A 16,349-nucleotide genomic window follows, 5' to 3' on the forward strand; every position below is an offset into this window, starting at 1 on the left:
GCGAGGAATTGTCATGGCGCGCAAGAACCAGCAGAAACGTTTTGAAGTGGTTCACCCTCATTGTGCGGGTATCGATATTGGCAGTCGCGAGCATTGGGTGGGGGTCAACCCCGACCAGAGCGACACCCCTGTCCGCTCGTTTAAAACGTTCACCGACGAGTTGCTCGCATTAGCCGATTGGCTCGAAGCGTTGAAGATCAATGTCGTGGCCATGGAGGCAACCGGGGTCTACTGGATACCGCTGTTTGAAATCCTCGATGCACGGGGCTTCGAGGTGTATTTGGTGAACTCCCGCGCCACCCGCCAGACCTCCGGGCGCAAATCCGATGTGCTGGACTGCCAGTGGATTTGGCAGCTCATGACCCACGGCTTGCTCAGAGGCGCCTTTCGGCCCGCCGACGACATTTGCTCGATGCGCTCTCTGGTTCGCCAGCGCGCAATGAAAGTTCGCGATCAGGCCAAGAGCGTCAATCGCATGCAGAAAGCCTTGACCCAGATGAACATCCAGCTAGCCACTGTCATCAGTGACATCACCGGCCTGACGGGCAAGAAAATCCTCAACGCGATCATCGGCGGCGAGCGTGATCCGTACGTATTGGCCGGTTTTCGAAACGGTCACATCAAGGCCGATCATGAAACCATTGCCCGCAGCCTGCGCGGTAACTGGCGAACCGAGCATCTGCATGCCCTGGCTCAGGAAATGGCGACGCATGATTTTCTGGAACAGCAAATTGCCGAATGCGATCAGGCCATCGCTCACGCCATTGATCGACTGCCGGTATTGAACGATGAACCTCTGCCGCCGGCCAAGGCACTGCGCAGCCCGCACCGCTCGTCAGCCGAGCAAGCCCGTTTGCACCGTGCGCTGGGAAAAATAATGGGCGTTGATTTGACCGCTATTCCCACCATCGGCGTCGAAACCGCTTTGGCACTGGCGAGCGAAATCGGGCCTGATTTATCGCGATTTCCCACACAACAACACTTCTGTTCCTGGCTCGGCCTGGCACCTGCGACCCGGATATCCGGCGGCAGGCAGCTGCCTGGTAGTCCGCCAAAGGTCTCGAATCGAGCCGCGCAGGCCTTGAAGCAGGCCGCGTCCAACGCGCGCAACGACAAGAGCTTCATCGGCGCCAGCCATCGAGCCCGGTTGGCGCGCATGGATACCGCGTGCGCCATCAAAGCCACCGCGCATCAACTGGCCCGCCTGATCTACGTCATGTTGACCAAAGGCCAACCCTACGTGGAGCGAGGTATGGAAGCCTATGAAGCCGAGAGTCGACACCGTCAACTGCGTGCCCTGGAACGCAAGGCACACAAGCTTGGGATGCAGTTAGTTATGGCCAAATAAAAGGCATAAAAAACAATGCGTTATTTTTTGTTTGATGAGAGGACGGCGCAAATAAAAACGGCCCGTCAGACTGACGGGCCGTATGCAGCGAACAGCGGCGGACTGTCAGTCCTGGCGGCTGGTCACTTCCAGCAAGTGGTAGCCGAACTGGGTTTTCACCGGGCCTTGCACGACGTTGATTGGCGCGCTGAATACAACGGTGTCGAATTCCTTGACCATCTGGCCTGGTCCGAACGAACCCAGATCACCGCCTTGACGGCTCGATGGGCAGCTGGAGTTGGACTTGGCAACTTCGGCGAAATCAGCGCCGCCTTCGATTTGCGCTTTCAGTTCGTTGCACAGTTCTTCGCTGGCAACAAGGATGTGGCGGGCGGTGGCTTTAGCCATGGGAACGTTACTCCTATTTTAAAAAAAGGGAGAGCCTACCGGATTAAGGAAGGTATTTCCTGTGAAAGTTCCTTCGGTCTTCTGGGTGTCGGCCCAGTGCCTGCGGACATTCTTTATATAGATTCAGTGTGCGCTCCTCGTTTGAACTCGCAGCGCGTTCGCCGCATCACGCAACAGTTGCTCGGTGCCGTCCCAGCCCAGACAGCCATCGGTGACCGAAACGCCGTAACGCAGCGACTCGCTCAATGGCTGGCACCCTTCGAACAGATGGCTTTCCAGCATCATGCCGATCAACGAGCGATCGCCCTGCAGGCGCTGTTCAAGCACATTGTTGAATACTTCAGGCTGACGCAGCGGGTCTTTGTTGCTGTTGGCGTGGCTGCAATCGACCATGATCCGCGTCGGGATGCCGATTTTTTCCAGGCTGGTGCGTACGTTGGCAATGCTTTGGCTGTCGTAGTTCGGCCCGCGATGACCTCCGCGCAGGACCATGTGCGTGTCCGGGTTGCCCTGGGTTTCGATGATCGCCGGATGACCGTGCCGATCAATGCCGAAATGCCGATGGGCGTGCGCCGCTGAGCGCATGGCGTCCGTGGCGATCGCCACACCGCCGTCGGTGCCATTCTTGAAGCCGACGGGCACCGCCAGACCACTGGCCATCTCCCGATGAATCTGCGACTCGGTGGTCCGCGCGCCAATCGCCACCCAGCTCAGCAGGTCGTCGAAGTAGCCGGCCGCCATGGGTTGCAGGATTTCGCTGGCGACCGGCAAGCCCAGGCGCAGCATTTCGCGCATCAGTCCCCGGGACAGCGTCAGGCCGCCGGCCATGTCGTCGCTACCATCGAGCTGCGGGTCGTAGGCCAGACCCTTCCAGCCAACGGTAGTGCGCGGTTTTTCGACGTAGGCACGCATCACTAGCAGCAATTGATCACTGACCTCGGCGGACAGCTTCGCCAATCGCCCGGCGTATTCGAGGGCAGAGCGCGGGTCGTGGATCGAGCAGGGACCGACGATGAGCAGCAGGCGGGAGTCTTCACCGTTGAGGATTGCGCGGACCGCCTGGCGGTGGGCTGCTACCTGGTCGCTGAGGGCGACGTCGAGTGGCAACTGGTGCTTGAGTTGCAAGGTGCTGGGCAGACGCTGTGGGGCAGGGGCGCTGTCGATCAGGGTCACGCTGTGTGGTAACAGGTCAGACAGGGGCTTTACGGCGACGGATGAGTTCATGTTCTGGCTTCCTGGGCGGGCGCGGGGTCTTACCGCGCTCGACGCCCTATTGGGGTGTTCGACAATTGGCCGTATGGGCCTTTAGTGTTGGCTTGCCACCTGAAAGTGACCGGTCGGAGGCGGCAGGCTGTCCCGAACGGAGGCTGCTAAATCGCCAGGCGAAATCGATGTCGTTGCCGTAATAAGTGGCGTAGTTCATGTCGTGTTCCTCGATTCAGTTCAGTTGCAATTCAGTGCAAACAGGCGTTTCTGGGGGCCTGAAAAAACAAAACCCCCGATCGGGTTGCCGACCGGGGGTAGAGAGTTCTCTGGTTGGCGTCCCCTTGAGTGTGGGCGCCGTGTGGGTATCAGGCGCGCCAGTGGCTAAACCAATACCCAAAATAAAAGTTGACCGGCTCAGTGACTGCGCCTTGTGCGTTCCGCGCAGACACGACCGCTACCGAGCGCTGGACGCTGGCAGAGTGACGAGGCTGTGATTGGACGGATTGCAACATGGTGTGTCTCCGATGGATGCGCCGAGCTTACTGTAGGCGCGCCTCCGGGTTCAATTAGAAATTTCCATCGAGGTGATTGAGCGCGTTGAATGCCAGGCCCGGATCTCGGGTTTGCGTGCCATAGGAACTCCGTGGTGTCATTCCGGTTTGGCCATTAAGTGGCCGGGGTGATTCTGCTTATCAAGGAGTATGACTGTGGGAAAACGCACAATTGCCGCGGCACAATCCGTTTCCATCGCCGGTGATATCGACGCCAATATCCAACGTCATCTGAGTTTTATGCGGACGGCGGTTGAGCACGGGGTGGAATTCCTGCTGTTCCCTGAGCTGTCGTTGACCGGTTACGAGCGCACGCTGGCCCGGGAGCTGGCGATTGATCCCCGGGACGCTCGACTGCAACCGCTGCACGACCTGGCTCGGGACAGCGGCATGATGACGGTGGTCGGCGCACCGATCCGGTTGCCAGGCAGCGAAGACGTCCTGATTGCGGCACTGGTATTGGGGACTGACCTGACACCAGGCGTTTACACCAAACAGCATCTGCATGCGGGCGAAGAGTTGGTGTTCAGTCCGGGTAAGGGTGGAGCGGGTGTCCGGATCGACGCTGATCACATCGCCCTGGCGGTTTGCGCTGACTTCACTCAGGCCAGCCACGCTCGGCACGCTGCGCAATCCGGTGCCACGATGTATGCCGCCAGCGTGCTGATCACCGAGGGCGGGTATGCCGCGGATACAGGGCTGCTGGCCGGTTACGCCGCTGAACACCAAATGACCGTGCTGATGGCCAATCACGGTGGCGCCACCGGTGGTTGGGAATCGGCCGGGCGCAGCGCGTTCTGGTCTGAGGATGGCACGCTGATCGGTGCGGCAAAAGGCGCTGGCGATCTGTTGCTGGTGGCCAGTCGGGAGTCGCAAGGCTGGTCAACCAAGACAGTGGTTGTAGCTGTTTGAGGTAACAGGGTTATGCGGTTCGGCGAGGAGGACGCTTTGTTCTGGATGGAGCGTATTCTGGAGGTCTGAACCTCTCGCTGAGCGTGTTCGATAACGCCCGTCAGACGGCCTTCAGGCTTTATTCTGCTTGCTGCGCCGGGTCCGATATTTTGTCTGCAGGGATGCTGCCGATCTTCATGCCCAGCAGAACCGCAACTTTGTGCGATTCGCCGCGTCTACCTTTTTTGCGCCCTGCAAGGATTTGATAGGTGGTGGCCGGGTCGATGCTGTTCTCCCGAGCAAATTCCTGCACAGATTTACCTTGTTGCTCCAGCCAAGCCTTCGCTTGTGCTGCGGTACGGATTCCGGGCATAGTTCAAAACCGTTCAAATCAGTTTAATTTTACTCGATTCTACCCTTCGTACGGGTTAGGTCAACAAGGTTATACACTCAAATGAATGGAATTGGCTCCAGATTACGAAAAGAAAGAGAGCGCCTGGGGATGTCTCAGCGCGCTTTTGGTGAAATTGGTGGTGTAGAGGCAAACGCTCAGGGTAAATACGAAAGCGGCGATCGTGCTCCCAAAGCGGATTATCTGGCCGCTGTTGCGGCCAAAGGTGTGGATGTTCTGTTCGTGCTAACCGGTACACCCACCCCGGTTCCTGTCGACAATCTCAGCCAGGCCGAAGAAAAGGTACTGGGCAGTTTCAGAACCTTGCATAAAGAAGACCAGGATGCCATCAGGCGGTTGACGACGACCATGGCTGAGTTATCGGCTTCATATCCAACCAACAGCAAACCAACCTGAGCGGGGAATTGAGGTACGGAGTGTCGCTCAGGGATTTTCGTAAAAAATTTCAAATATATGAAGACGTTAGTGGTAGCGTGTCTGCAGCGCTGCTCACGCATTGGCCTTGCACCAATATCGAGCTTCGAGCTAGGTCTGACTCGCTGTTTTTGCTAAGGTGACCAGAATCCGTTATGACCGTTTTGTGAGGTGTCCGCTTGATTAGGGTGCTAGTTGTCGATGACCATGATCTTGTTCGAACAGGCATCACACGGATGTTGTCCGATATCGAGGGTCTGCAAGTGGTAGGGCAGGCGGACTCCGGTGAAGAGTCCCTGAAGAAAGCGCGCGAGCTCAAACCCGATGTGGTGCTGATGGATGTCAAGATGCCTGGCATCGGCGGCCTGGAAGCGACCCGCAAACTGTTGCGCAGCCATCCTGACATCAAGGTTGTGGCGGTGACGGTGTGTGAAGAAGACCCTTTTCCGACTCGGCTTTTACAAGCCGGCGCGGCGGGTTACATGACCAAAGGCGCAGGTCTGGCTGAAATGGTTCAGGCCATCCGGCTGGTATTTGCCGGGCAACGCTACATCAGCCCGCAGATCGCCCAGCAACTGGCGCTGAAATCCTTCCAGCCACAGAGCAACAATTCGCCGTTCGACTTGCTGTCGGAACGTGAAATTCAAATTGCCCTGATGATCGTCGGCTGTCAGAAAGTCCAGAGTATTTCCGATAAGTTGTGCCTGTCGCCCAAAACAGTGAACACCTACCGTTACCGCATTTTTGAAAAGCTCTCGATCGGCAGCGATGTCGAGTTAGCCTTGTTGGCCGTACGCCACGGCATGGTCGATGCCAGTCTCTGACATGACCCAACCGTTCGATCCAGGCGCCTTTCTTTCAACCTGCAGTGGCCGTCCTGGTGTGTATCGCATGTTCGATACCGAGGCACGGCTGCTGTATGTCGGCAAAGCCAAGAATCTCAAGAAACGGCTGGCCAGCTATTTCCGCAAGACGGGGCATGCGCCCAAGACCAGTGCACTGGTCGCCAAGATTGCGCAGATTGAAACCACCATCACCGCCAACGAGACCGAAGCCCTGTTGTTGGAGCAGACACTCATTAAAGAGTGGCGGCCGCCTTACAACATTCTCCTGCGCGATGATAAGTCCTATCCCTATGTCTATTTGTCGGACAGCGATTACCCGCGGCTGAGCATCCATCGTGGCGCGAAGAAGCCCAAAGGCCGCTATTTCGGTCCTTATCCAAGCGCGGGTGCCATTCGTGAAAGCTTGAGCTTGCTGCAAAAGACGTTTCTGGTTCGTCAATGCGAAGACAGCTACTTCAAGAATCGCACCCGGCCGTGTCTGCAATATCAGATCAAGCGTTGCAAAGGCCCCTGTGTCGGCCTGGTCGAACCCGAGGTGTATGCCGAGGATGTACGGCACTCGATCATGTTCCTGGAGGGGCGTAGCAATGCGCTGACTGACGAACTGAATGCGTCGATGGAAAAAGCCGCCATGGCGCTGGAGTTCGAGCGCGCCGCCGAGCTGCGTGATCAGATATCGCTGTTGCGTCGTGTCCAGGATCAGCAAAGCATGGAGGGCGGAACCGGTGATGTGGATGTGGTCGCCGCTTTCGTCAACCCCGGCGGCGCCTGTGTCCACTTGATCAGCGTGCGCGGCGGGCGCGTGTTGGGCAGCAAGAGTTTCTTCCCGCAGGTGGGCATCGAGGAGGAGGTGGGTGAAGTCATGGCCGCCTTCCTCGCTCAATACTTCCTGAGCGATCATGACCGCGAGCTGCCCAGCGAAGTCATTGTCAACGTGGTCCATGAAGATTTCCCGACCTTGATCGATGCGATCGAAGCGTTGCGGGGGCATGAAATGATCATCAGTCATCGGGTGCGGGGCACTCGTGCGCGCTGGCAGCAACTGGCCGTGACCAACGCCGAGCAGGCCTTGTCGGCACGCTTGGCTAACCGTCAGCATGTGACGGCACGTTTTGAAGCGCTGGCTCAGGTATTGAACCTCGATGAACCGCCGCAACGTCTTGAGTGCTATGACATCAGCCACTCCAGTGGTGAGGCGACGGTTGCCTCCTGTGTGGTCTTTGGTCCCGAAGGGCCGATCAAGTCGGATTATCGACGCTACAACATCGAGGGCATTACCGCAGGCGACGACTACGCCGCCATGCACCAGGCGTTGACCCGTCGCTTCAGCAAGCTCAAAGATGGCGAGGGCAAGTTGCCCGATATCCTGCTGGTGGATGGTGGCAAGGGCCAACTCTCCATGGCCCGCGACGTACTGAACGAGTTGGCCGTGCCTGACTTGATCCTGCTGGGCGTGGCCAAAGGCGCCACGCGCAAGGCGGGGTTCGAAACGCTGTACCTGAACGACGCTGCCCATGAATTCACCCTGAAGGGCGACTCACCGGCCTTGCACCTGATTCAGCAGATCCGCGACGAAGCTCACCGCTTCGCCATCACCGGGCATCGCGCGCGGCGTGGCAAGACTCGACGGACCTCGACCCTGGAAGGTGTAGCCGGTGTAGGCCCGACACGGCGCCGCGATCTGCTCAAGCATTTTGGTGGATTGCAGGAATTGTCCCGCGCCAGCATCGAAGAAATCGCCAAAGCACCGGGAATCAGTAAAAAGCTCGCAGAGTTGATTTATGCAAACCTGCACAGCGAGTAGAATGCCCGCTCACCTCGTAGCCAGTTGTGCCGATGAATATCCCTAATCTGATCACCGTAATACGTGTCCTGCTGATTCCGATCTTCATTCTGCTGTTTTACCTGCCTTACCAATGGAGCTACATGGCAGCCAGTACGGTCTTCGCTTTTGCGGCGGCAACGGATTGGCTCGATGGCTATCTGGCACGCCGCCTCGAACAAAGCACGCCCTTCGGCGCCTTTCTTGATCCGGTGGCCGACAAACTGATGGTGGCGGTGGCGTTGGTGTTGCTGGTTCAAGCGCACGCCAACCTGTGGCTGACATTGCCAGCGGCGGTCATCATTGGCCGCGAGATCGTAATCTCCGCATTGCGTGAGTGGATGGCCGAGATAGGTGCTCGGGCACACGTCGCCGTTTCCAGCCTGGGCAAATGGAAAACCGCCGCGCAGATGCTGGCATTGGTCATTCTGCTGGCCAACCCACCCGGATTCACGTTCTGGGTGGTGCTCGGCTACACGCTACTGCTGATTGCCGCAGGCCTGACTTTGTGGTCGATGGTTCAATACTTGCGCGCCGCCTGGCCGCACTTGAAGACCACTACAGATAAAAAATAAGTTTTTGAATCAAAGGGTTGACGGGGCAATTTGAATCTATAGAATAGCGCCGTCACCAAGATGCGGGAATAGCTCAGTTGGTAGAGCACGACCTTGCCAAGGTCGGGGTCGCGAGTTCGAGTCTCGTTTCCCGCTCCAAATATTGCGCTGCAGAGTTCCATTGAATTCTGTAAGTGATTGAAATCAGGACCTTCGGGTCCTTTTTTCGTTCCGGCGGGAACCACTGAAATCCAGCACCATCCAGTGCTTTTAAGGCCTGAATTGAGTCCCGAATGAGAGTCTTGATTTCGGACAAGCACTGAATCGGTTTGTTGCTGGAGCAGCTTGGATAGCGAGATGAGCATCTAGCCCTGACTCGGTTCAGGAGCTCGCTATGGCACTCTCAGAAATGTCTATTCGGCACGCCCGAATCACGGGTAATGACTACACGCTAGGCGACACGGATGGGCTTGCGCTCAATGTAACCAGTCGCGGCGGAAAAATCTGGCGCTTCAGGTACTACTGGGCAGGCAAGCAGAAGCGCATGTCCCTGGGTAGTTACCCGCAGATCAGTCTCAAAGAAGCGCGTGCACGCCGTGATGAGGCGCGTGCCTTGGTTGCTCAGGGCATCAATCCTTATGAGCATCGTAAACAGCAGCGTCGCGCAGTTCGTAGCGCGGCAGAGCACACTTTTGAAGCGGTGTTTGATCAGTGGGTCGAGTTCCGCAGGCTGAGCCTGAAGGAAGGTCGCCAGAGTACGCTTTCGCAGATCTTGAGAATCTTCAAAAAAGACGTCCTGCCAACGCTCGGCCGGCGATCCATCTACGACATCAATCGCCACGACTTGTTGGACTTGCTAAGCGGAATCGAACAACGCAAGGCGTTAACGACAGCGGAAAAATGTCGGACCTGGTTCAAGCAATTATTCCGATACGCCCTGGTGAAGGTTGAGGGGCTTGACCAGAATCCCGCGTCGGACCTTGATGTGGTAGCGCTTCCCAGGCCCCCTGTCGCACACAATCCCTTTCTCCGTATGGACGAGCTGCCTGCGTTGCTAGCGGCACTTCGTGGCTACGGTGGCGCAATCCAAACACGACTAGGTCTTCGCTTATTGCTGCTAACGGGGGTGCGTACCGGAGAGCTGCGTTTGGCGACGCCCGACCAGTTTGATCTGGAGCAGCGGTTGTGGATCATCCCTCCGGAAGTGGTAAAGCAGCTTCAGATGGGGATGCGCAAGGCGGGGAAGCAGACCTCAAATATACCGCCTTACATCGTGCCATTGTCGGTCCAGGCGCTTGAAATAGTGCGCCAGATGCTGAGCCAAGTTGTCCCCGCGCAGCGTTACTTGTTCGCGCACCGGAGTGACCTAAGCAAACGCATTAGCGAGAACACCTTGAATGGAGCGTTGCGTCGAATGGGGTATGCCGACCAACTGACCGGTCATGGGATGAGGGCGACGATTTCGACGGCGCTTAACGAGATTGGCTACCCCAAGGTATGGGTCGACGCGCAGCTTTCTCATGCCGATCCAGACAAGGTGAGTGCGGCCTACAACCACGCGGAATACGTCGAGCAGCGTCGGACCATGATGCAGGATTGGGCGAATAGATTGGACCTGTGGGGGCAGGGGAAACCGAAAGCAGCCAGCTCGCCGCTGACTATTCGTTTGGAGGGCGCAGCTTCGCTGCCCTTACTGGAAAACGCGCACGCAAATGCCGTTCTGTACAGCAGCAGCTTTCTACCGATGATAGCCCCTGCGACGGTGCTGGTCAGCGAGAAGGCGCCTGTTGGGCCCAACCAATCGCCTGTCGTGCCCGCTCCAATGCGGACTGGAAAACCTCACAAATCTCACGCGTCTGACATCCAGCGTGAACGGGTCGAAATGCTGGCCACGTTTGAGGCTTCGAGTAACTTGCCGCTGCTGGTCTTCGCCAGACTGGCAGGTAAATCCCGCGATCAGATCAATCGCGATATCAAGGCCCGACGCCTGCTCTCCCTGAGCCTGGGTAATCGCGGTCAGCGCATTCCCGATTGGCAACTTGATCCATTGCGGCACCAGTTGGTGCTTGCGGCGTTAGCGCGGTTTCCGGATGTCGATGCATGGACGCTGTATCGGGTTCTCTGTATGCCTCATGAGCGACTGAAAGGTCATTCGCCAATCGATGGGCTCACTATGGATAATTTCGATGTTACCGCGCGTATTGTCTGTAGGGGCTTGGGCTCGAGCTAATGTTCCATCTTCGCGTGCCAACGGGGCTTGCCACTGATTTGATTGCGTTCAGCGAGCTCCCTTTGTCACCAGGTGCTCGTTGGCGGGAGGGCGCGAAGCGGTCGAGATACTGCAGAAAGTCAAAATATCCGAAGAACATTTTGAATTGGCTCTAGGACGGTGGTTTAAGGTCGAGAGAATCTGTCGATGCCCCCACTTTTGCCCCCACTCGCACCTGGTGCGCGAGCGATCGCGAAGGGCGATTTCTTACAGATTCCAGTATGGCACTGGCTGGCTTTCAGTAGTTAATAGGTGGAGGGTAAGGCTTCCGGTGATCTCAGTCTGAGTCGTAGCTAAAGCGGCAAGCTGCGAGTGACTCGGTCGGTGTATAGACCCCGTACCGTCCTCTCGATCGTCCCGTTTCTGAGATCAAGTGAAGATGTTTTCGAGCGCGGGAGCTCAACACATAAAGGAGCTTGCTCGCGGCAACATGACCGTCGGCTTCGTTGAAGTGAGGCACCATTCCCTCCAACAGGCCGAATGCGATAACAACGTCGAACTCGGCGCCCTTGACCCCATGAATAGTGGAAACTGTTATGCCGGTCCGCTCACGAAACACCTTCTTGAAGAATGACACTTGATTGATGTAGCTCGCTCCGGCTTTCTGGAGTCTCTCGATTCTCGATGCTGAGCTGTTAAAGAATGCCTCACGGTGCGCCGCGAGCGGTGGGAAATTCTCCGGCGATAAACTGAGCCGCTCAAACAAATCGGTGAAAGCTTGATCCAGGTACCTGAGTCCATCCGTCTCATCAATTGAGAGTGCGTTGCACTCCCTTAGCAGCTTTCGTTGCGTAAGCCGCGTGGTGTCCGCACCGAAATCACCGAGGTCTTTGATCACATCGTTTGCCCAGCGCATTCGACGAACTAGGAGCCTCGGTGAAGACTCTGTCAGCAAGATTTTGGAGAGCTTGAACCAGAAATTGTCCGAATCGTTGCTGAAAGGAACGAGGCCTGGACCATCGAACTGCTGATCGGGCAGCATCGCCACCAGTTTACGGGTCGTGGAGGCCAGCAAAATCCACCATGGAGCGAGCACGCAGATGTTTTGGGGTGTATTGCCGGCGGCAAGACTCACCTGAATCAACCTGACCAGTTCATCGTGCACATCGGTGTGAGCGACGTCCTGGTTGTAGGTCACCAGGCTGGGAAACGCTGCATGCTCGCCCGCGCTCTTAATGCTCATCGCGTGGACGTTGAAGTTTGAGAAATAGCTGATGATCCTCTTGCTAGACCTGTAATTGCGACTGAGTGCCATCTCTTTGATCGGGATGCCGGCCTGGGCGCGGAAGTCAGCCACTGGTATCGCATAGCCGCCGAGCGATCCGTAGATTGCCTGGTTCGGATCGCCAACAATGAACGTCTTCGTCTGCCCGCGGCCTGCGCGCAGAATGGTAAGCAGAAGGCTGTACTGGATCTGCTTGGTGTCCTGGTACTCATCTACCAGAACATGGGAAAAAACCCGCGAAAGCAGAACCGCGATATGCGCCTGGTCCTGCATCAGGGTATGGGCGTGCCACAGAATCAGTTCGAAATCGATCTGTCGACTGGCTGAAAGCTCTTCGAAGTATGCAGCCAGAACCTTGTGAATCGCATCGTGCTTACGAGTGTCTTGGCATCCAAGGTAGTACCCGGTCTCGCTAACGTAGTAGTCGCAATCCCAGTGAGTGACGCCTCGATAAGGGGCGCATAGCCGCTCCAGCATGAGTTCGCGATCATGTGTGTCGATGACACGGTAACCATGCGCGAGCGCGGGGCAGTAAATGCCGTAGGGCTTGATGATCCACTCCAGGCAGAACGAGTGAATTGTGCCGATCCACAGCCCGGAGGTGTCGACGCCCAGGTCTTCAATACGCTCCTGAATCTCATCGGCGGCTCGATGGGTATAGGTAATGGCTACAACGATCCGTTTGTCTGCGCGGCGAGACAGCTCATAGGCAATTTTGTAGGTCAGGGTGCGTGTCTTGCCGCTGCCAGGGCATGCGGTAAGGAAGATGCTTGACGGTTCTACAACGGCCGCAGCTTGCTCGCAATTAAGATCCCGCGGGTCCCAGGTGAACATCACGCCATCTCCGCCAGGAACGCATTGACGACGTCCCCCTGCAGCATAAAGGCGACTGCCGCTTTGAGGGTCTGCAGGCTAATTTCCTCTCGCTGAAAGCGTTCCAGCTCAAGCCGGAAAGCAGCGTGTGGAGGGGCTGCGGAACAATTGGAACTGAACCGGCACTCGGCGCGATGTTGAAGGATTCGGGAAAGCAGCGGGCGGGAGAAAGGGCCATGTGCGAAATGAATGGCTTGCTGGATGTAGGTGGGAATCTGTACCTGAGGGGTGAGTTGGTCGGCGAGCAGGATGGCGAACCATCCCTTTCCCTCCTGCTGGGCCATCGTCAACGTTCGGCCTCCCATTCGGGCCAGTTGGCCAGATTGGAGTGCTTTGATCGACTCCTCGATCGTTGCTGCGTCCTTGTACACTTTCGGGACGGTCTTAACAACGGCTTCATGGTTCCCGGCTGCGACGAAGTCGACCTCGAACGTATGTTTGGCGTAGAACGTTGCAAGCCATGGGTTCTCGGCAACGAAGACATCCAGTTCGGCTTTACGTTCTAAACCAGACTTCTGCGAACCGGCCGCTTTGACTTTTTTCGCTACCGTAGGTGGGGCATCGGTGGGCAATGGCGTGATGTCGAAGAACGCCTGATCGAGGTCGGTGACGATGGCGCACCGCTTTCGGATGCGCAGGTCGTGGAACAGGACTGCTACATTCTTGAAGCCCGTGCTGCGGATGTTGATGACACTGATCCCTAGCTCGTCAACGCTCAAGCCCAGCACCTGCTTGACGAGCACCGGGATCAGAATCTCTTCCACATCACCTTCGACAAGAATTACGCTCTTGGCGAAGAGCAAATTGCTACGCACTGCATCGAGATAACGCTGAATGCTCGTGACCTGGGACGGTTCAAGGCCCGTAGCTGGCTGGTAGGCCTCACAAAATGAGCCGTGCCGTCCTAGAATGTTGACGTTGTTGACATTACTCACCTCTGAGATGTGAGTGGAGTGTGTGGTGTAGATGATCTGCGCGTCGCTGTACGCGATGCGGTCGAACAGGGTCTTCTGAATGTGGGTGTGGATGTGCGCTTCCGGTTCCTCGATCAAGAGGAAGTTGGCGATGGAAAGCTTTTCGCGTTGGTACTTGAACTCCAGAAGCTTGAGTGTCAGGTAGATCAGGTTGGCGCCACCCAGGCTCAACTCATGAATCGCCCCCTCGTATCCTTCTTCTGACTCGCCCACGAAAAGACGTAGCGACTGGAAAAGTTTCTCAGCCTCCTCAGGCAAGTCAGATTTGATCGATAGCGAAGCAGGTGAGTAGGTTTCACCAGCAGCGTCCTTGATGGTTTCGCGGATATGGTTGCGAACCGACTGCACATCTTCAAGGTCCTCGATGGATGTGTTGAGATCGCGAACCATCTGAGTGATCGGCTGCATCGTCTCGGGGTTGATCTCCCCGCTTTTGCTCTTGAGCAGGGTAAGCAAGGGGTTCGTTCGGTTGTTATGGAACTCTGCTACAACGTCGCGCAGCGCCTGAATGAATGTCAGCGAGACCTCTTTTGTAACGGAGAGGAACCCGGGCACTTTCGCCCCTATTTCCGGAAATTCCGTCTCCGATTTGAAGTCGCATGACTCGAAGTCGCCGACGATGGATTCGTACACGGCGGGGGCGCTGAAGTCGGCGCTGCTCCGTCCTGTGAAAATCGTTTCATAGTCGTCGATTGTGATCGCACTGCGGATTTCAGCAAGCTTGTCTTCGTCAAAGATATCAAGGGCAGCCAGCTTCAGCCGGATCTCTTTCTTGGGCCGGAAGATGAGGTTATAGGTAGCCTTTCGGAGCGGCGTATCTTCAAGCGTAGCTGTGCCGTGTAGGAACAGCGCCTGCACGGATTCGTCGGTGCTGATCTCCTCGAACTCCATGCTGATGATGATCCAGTGACCTTGCCACTGTCCGAGCGAACGGCTGAAATCTGATTCCTCTAAGCGGTAGGCGGCACGCACCATCGTGTCGTCGAGCAGAAGCCGGATCGCTCGCAGGATGTTCGACTTGCCGGAGCCGTTTTCCCCGATGATGGTGTTCACCCCCTTGTGAAACCGAAGGGTCGTGTTCTTGAAATTCCGGTAGTTGACCAGGGTCAATTTGGAAATATGCATTCTTCTCCGGCCCGCCGCTCCCTGAGCAGCCTTAGTTATTTGGAAGCAATCGTAACCCAGCCGACTCAATTCAGGGGCGTTTCGCGGAATTGGGCCAGCACCATCCAGCGAGCCGCAGTGCGCATGGGCTGTTCGAATGCGACAGGCTATCGCTTTGACTGGCTCCGCCCTGGTCACGGATGCCTGAAACGGAACTGCCGTGATTAGAAGGTGGACGCGGGATCATTTACCCGCATCGAGGCAGCGTCAGAGCAACTGCCTCTCTACGGAAAGGGCCTTAGAAGCCGTAGAGGGTGGTGGGGCTGTCTCCCAGGATCAGCATGCGAGCTTCTTACTCCCGCGCCCACATGGCCCATGTGATCGTTCTCCACCATTCCAGGCAGTTTCAACAGCCGTGGTGCCACGTCTGCTAACAACAGACCGGATGCTACCTGGACATTCCAGCCCAGTTCGTCGACCCGTGCAGCCAGGCGCTTAAGGCCGTCGAGTGCCTAGCTGCCCACACCTTGAGGTTGAAGCAGATGCCGCGTACGTCTGCTTCATGCAGGTTGACAAGCTCTGCATCGGTGTTAGCGCTGATGCTTGCGGCCAATCACCAGAACCATGACTCCGGCCAATGTGCAAAATGCCGCCAACGGCATCAGCGCCAGGGCGTAGCTATTGGTCGCGTCATGGATGGCGCCGTAGGTATTGTGGGCGGACGCTCACGCGGCGGCGTCGACAGTGCAGGTTATTCGGTGCACCCACTGCGTCGCGTGTTTACTAGCTGGGCCAGTCGCAATTAATCGGGCAGTGAGGGCAGCCACCCGCGAGCTGCTGGCCATCTGAAAAGGCATCCTGCCCACACTGGGTGAGCGTCCCATTAAAGGTATCACCCGTCACGACCTGCTGGGCATCCTCAGAACCATCGAACAACGCCAAGCCTTCACCATGGCTGAAAAATGCCGCACCTGATTCAACCAGCTCTTCAGCTATGCCCTGGTGAAAGTCGAAGGGCTGGAACTGAATCCCGCATCGGACCTCGACGTTGTGGCGCACCCCAAGCCACCAGTGGCAAACCACCCTTATTTGCTGATGGAGCAACTGCCTGAGTTGCTATCTAAGATCCGCAATTACGGTGGTCAGCTTCAAACGGCACTGGGATTGCGTCTGCTCCTGCTGACGGGCGTTCGAACCGGTGAGCTGCGTTACGCTACGCCGGATCAGTTCGATCTGGAGAAACAGCTAAGCATCGCGCGCATATGGTCGACGAAGTCATCACGCGAGACGAACGCCATGGCCTCCAAAAGCTTACTGGCAAGCGCGCGATCCCCGAGGCTGAACTGCGTCAACCATGTTTGGGCCCTGATATCACGGTCTATAGCCATTATTGCGTCCATGGACTGAATTAATTTTTGAAACCATCCAGGCTGTGCGTGGATCTATGAGCGCCGGGGGGAATGTGTTCTTCCAG

General features: G+C 56.9%; 12 protein-coding genes, 1 tRNA gene and 1 pseudogene. 9 read left to right on the forward strand and 5 right to left on the reverse strand.

The window, feature by feature from the left end:
- Window positions 1–13: 13 nt before the first annotated feature.
- Window positions 14–1,348 carry an IS110 family RNA-guided transposase gene (locus AC1MEE_RS08575; protein WP_480412050.1) on the forward strand — a complete coding sequence of 445 codons (1,335 nt, stop codon included), beginning with the start codon at window positions 14–16 and terminating at the stop codon, window positions 1,346–1,348.
- Between the two features lie 105 nt (window positions 1,349–1,453).
- On the opposite strand, the gene AC1MEE_RS08580 is transcribed toward AC1MEE_RS08575, so the two are convergent.
- Window positions 1,454–1,735: a peptidylprolyl isomerase gene (locus tag AC1MEE_RS08580; protein WP_480414906.1), complete on the reverse strand. Its 282-nt coding sequence runs from the start codon at window positions 1,733–1,735 to the stop codon at window positions 1,454–1,456.
- Window positions 1,736–1,858: 123 nt separating this feature from the next.
- A complete protein-coding gene (locus tag AC1MEE_RS08585) occupies window positions 1,859–2,959 on the reverse strand; it encodes a 3-deoxy-7-phosphoheptulonate synthase (RefSeq protein ID WP_480414907.1) in 1,101 nt (366 codons plus the stop codon).
- Window positions 2,960–3,648: 689 nt separating this feature from the next.
- Here AC1MEE_RS08585 and AC1MEE_RS08590 point away from each other — a divergent pair.
- A complete protein-coding gene (locus tag AC1MEE_RS08590) occupies window positions 3,649–4,404 on the forward strand; it encodes a carbon-nitrogen hydrolase family protein (RefSeq protein ID WP_480414908.1) in 756 nt (251 codons plus the stop codon).
- Between the two features lie 118 nt (window positions 4,405–4,522).
- On the opposite strand, the gene AC1MEE_RS08595 is transcribed toward AC1MEE_RS08590, so the two are convergent.
- Window positions 4,523–4,756: a DNA-binding protein gene (locus AC1MEE_RS08595; protein WP_480414909.1), complete on the reverse strand. Its 234-nt coding sequence runs from the start codon at window positions 4,754–4,756 to the stop codon at window positions 4,523–4,525.
- An 81-nt stretch (window positions 4,757–4,837) separates the two neighbouring features.
- On the opposite strand from AC1MEE_RS08595, the gene AC1MEE_RS08600 reads away from it, so the two are divergent.
- The 6 genes from AC1MEE_RS08600 to AC1MEE_RS08625 all read left to right on the forward strand — a co-directional run bounded on the left by AC1MEE_RS08600 (window position 4,838) and on the right by AC1MEE_RS08625 (window position 10,660).
- Entirely contained in the window at window positions 4,838–5,191 is a 354-nt protein-coding gene (locus tag AC1MEE_RS08600) for a helix-turn-helix domain-containing protein (protein WP_480414910.1), read from the forward strand.
- A gap of 197 nt (window positions 5,192–5,388) precedes the next feature.
- Window positions 5,389–6,033, forward strand: a complete 645-nt coding sequence (gene gacA, locus AC1MEE_RS08605; protein ID WP_480414912.1) for a response regulator transcription factor GacA — start codon at window positions 5,389–5,391, stop codon at window positions 6,031–6,033.
- A 1-nt stretch (window position 6,034) separates the two neighbouring features.
- Window positions 6,035–7,858, forward strand: a complete 1,824-nt coding sequence (gene uvrC / locus AC1MEE_RS08610; RefSeq protein ID WP_480416187.1) for an excinuclease ABC subunit UvrC — start codon at window positions 6,035–6,037, stop codon at window positions 7,856–7,858.
- 32 nt (window positions 7,859–7,890) lie between these two features.
- Entirely contained in the window at window positions 7,891–8,451 is a 561-nt protein-coding gene (pgsA, locus tag AC1MEE_RS08615) for a CDP-diacylglycerol--glycerol-3-phosphate 3-phosphatidyltransferase (protein ID WP_480414913.1), read from the forward strand.
- Between the two features lie 62 nt (window positions 8,452–8,513).
- Window positions 8,514–8,589: transfer RNA gene (locus tag AC1MEE_RS08620), tRNA-Gly, on the forward strand.
- Window positions 8,590–8,824: 235 nt separating this feature from the next.
- Complete coding sequence (locus AC1MEE_RS08625) at window positions 8,825–10,660, forward strand: tyrosine-type recombinase/integrase (RefSeq protein WP_480414914.1); 1,836 nt, start codon at window positions 8,825–8,827, stop codon at window positions 10,658–10,660.
- A gap of 316 nt (window positions 10,661–10,976) precedes the next feature.
- On the opposite strand, the gene AC1MEE_RS08630 is transcribed toward AC1MEE_RS08625, so the two are convergent.
- On the reverse strand, window positions 10,977–12,758 hold the full coding sequence (locus tag AC1MEE_RS08630) for a UvrD-helicase domain-containing protein (protein ID WP_480414915.1): 1,782 nt from the start codon (window positions 12,756–12,758) through the stop codon (window positions 10,977–10,979).
- Window positions 12,758–14,896, reverse strand: a complete 2,139-nt coding sequence (locus tag AC1MEE_RS08635; protein ID WP_480414916.1) for an AAA family ATPase — start codon at window positions 14,894–14,896, stop codon at window positions 12,758–12,760. Before AC1MEE_RS08635 ends, AC1MEE_RS08630 begins: the two co-directional genes overlap by 1 nt.
- Window positions 14,897–15,724: 828 nt before the next feature.
- Between AC1MEE_RS08635 and AC1MEE_RS08640 the strand changes: the two are divergent.
- Window positions 15,725–16,129: pseudogene (locus tag AC1MEE_RS08640) on the forward strand (tyrosine-type recombinase/integrase); the annotation flags it as partial.
- Between the last annotated feature and the right edge of the window lie 220 nt (window positions 16,130–16,349).

Source organism: Pseudomonas sp. ASL3 (assembly GCF_056680425.1).

Coding starts and splice junctions, on each gene's coding strand:
- AC1MEE_RS08585 (WP_480414907.1), bottom strand. CDS start 2,959: ATGAACTCATCCGTCGCCGTAAAGCCCCTGTCTGACCTGTTACCACAC.
- AC1MEE_RS08600 (WP_480414910.1), top strand. CDS start 4,838: ATGAATGGAATTGGCTCCAGATTACGAAAAGAAAGAGAGCGCCTGGGG.
- AC1MEE_RS08635 (WP_480414916.1), bottom strand. CDS start 14,896: ATGCATATTTCCAAATTGACCCTGGTCAACTACCGGAATTTCAAGAAC.
- AC1MEE_RS08630 (WP_480414915.1), bottom strand. CDS start 12,758: ATGTTCACCTGGGACCCGCGGGATCTTAATTGCGAGCAAGCTGCGGCC.
- AC1MEE_RS08625 (WP_480414914.1), top strand. CDS start 8,825: ATGGCACTCTCAGAAATGTCTATTCGGCACGCCCGAATCACGGGTAAT.
- uvrC (WP_480416187.1), top strand. CDS start 6,035: ATGACCCAACCGTTCGATCCAGGCGCCTTTCTTTCAACCTGCAGTGGC.
- AC1MEE_RS08580 (WP_480414906.1), bottom strand. CDS start 1,735: ATGGCTAAAGCCACCGCCCGCCACATCCTTGTTGCCAGCGAAGAACTG.
- AC1MEE_RS08575 (WP_480412050.1), top strand. CDS start 14: ATGGCGCGCAAGAACCAGCAGAAACGTTTTGAAGTGGTTCACCCTCAT.
- AC1MEE_RS08595 (WP_480414909.1), bottom strand. CDS start 4,756: ATGCCCGGAATCCGTACCGCAGCACAAGCGAAGGCTTGGCTGGAGCAA.
- pgsA (WP_480414913.1), top strand. CDS start 7,891: ATGAATATCCCTAATCTGATCACCGTAATACGTGTCCTGCTGATTCCG.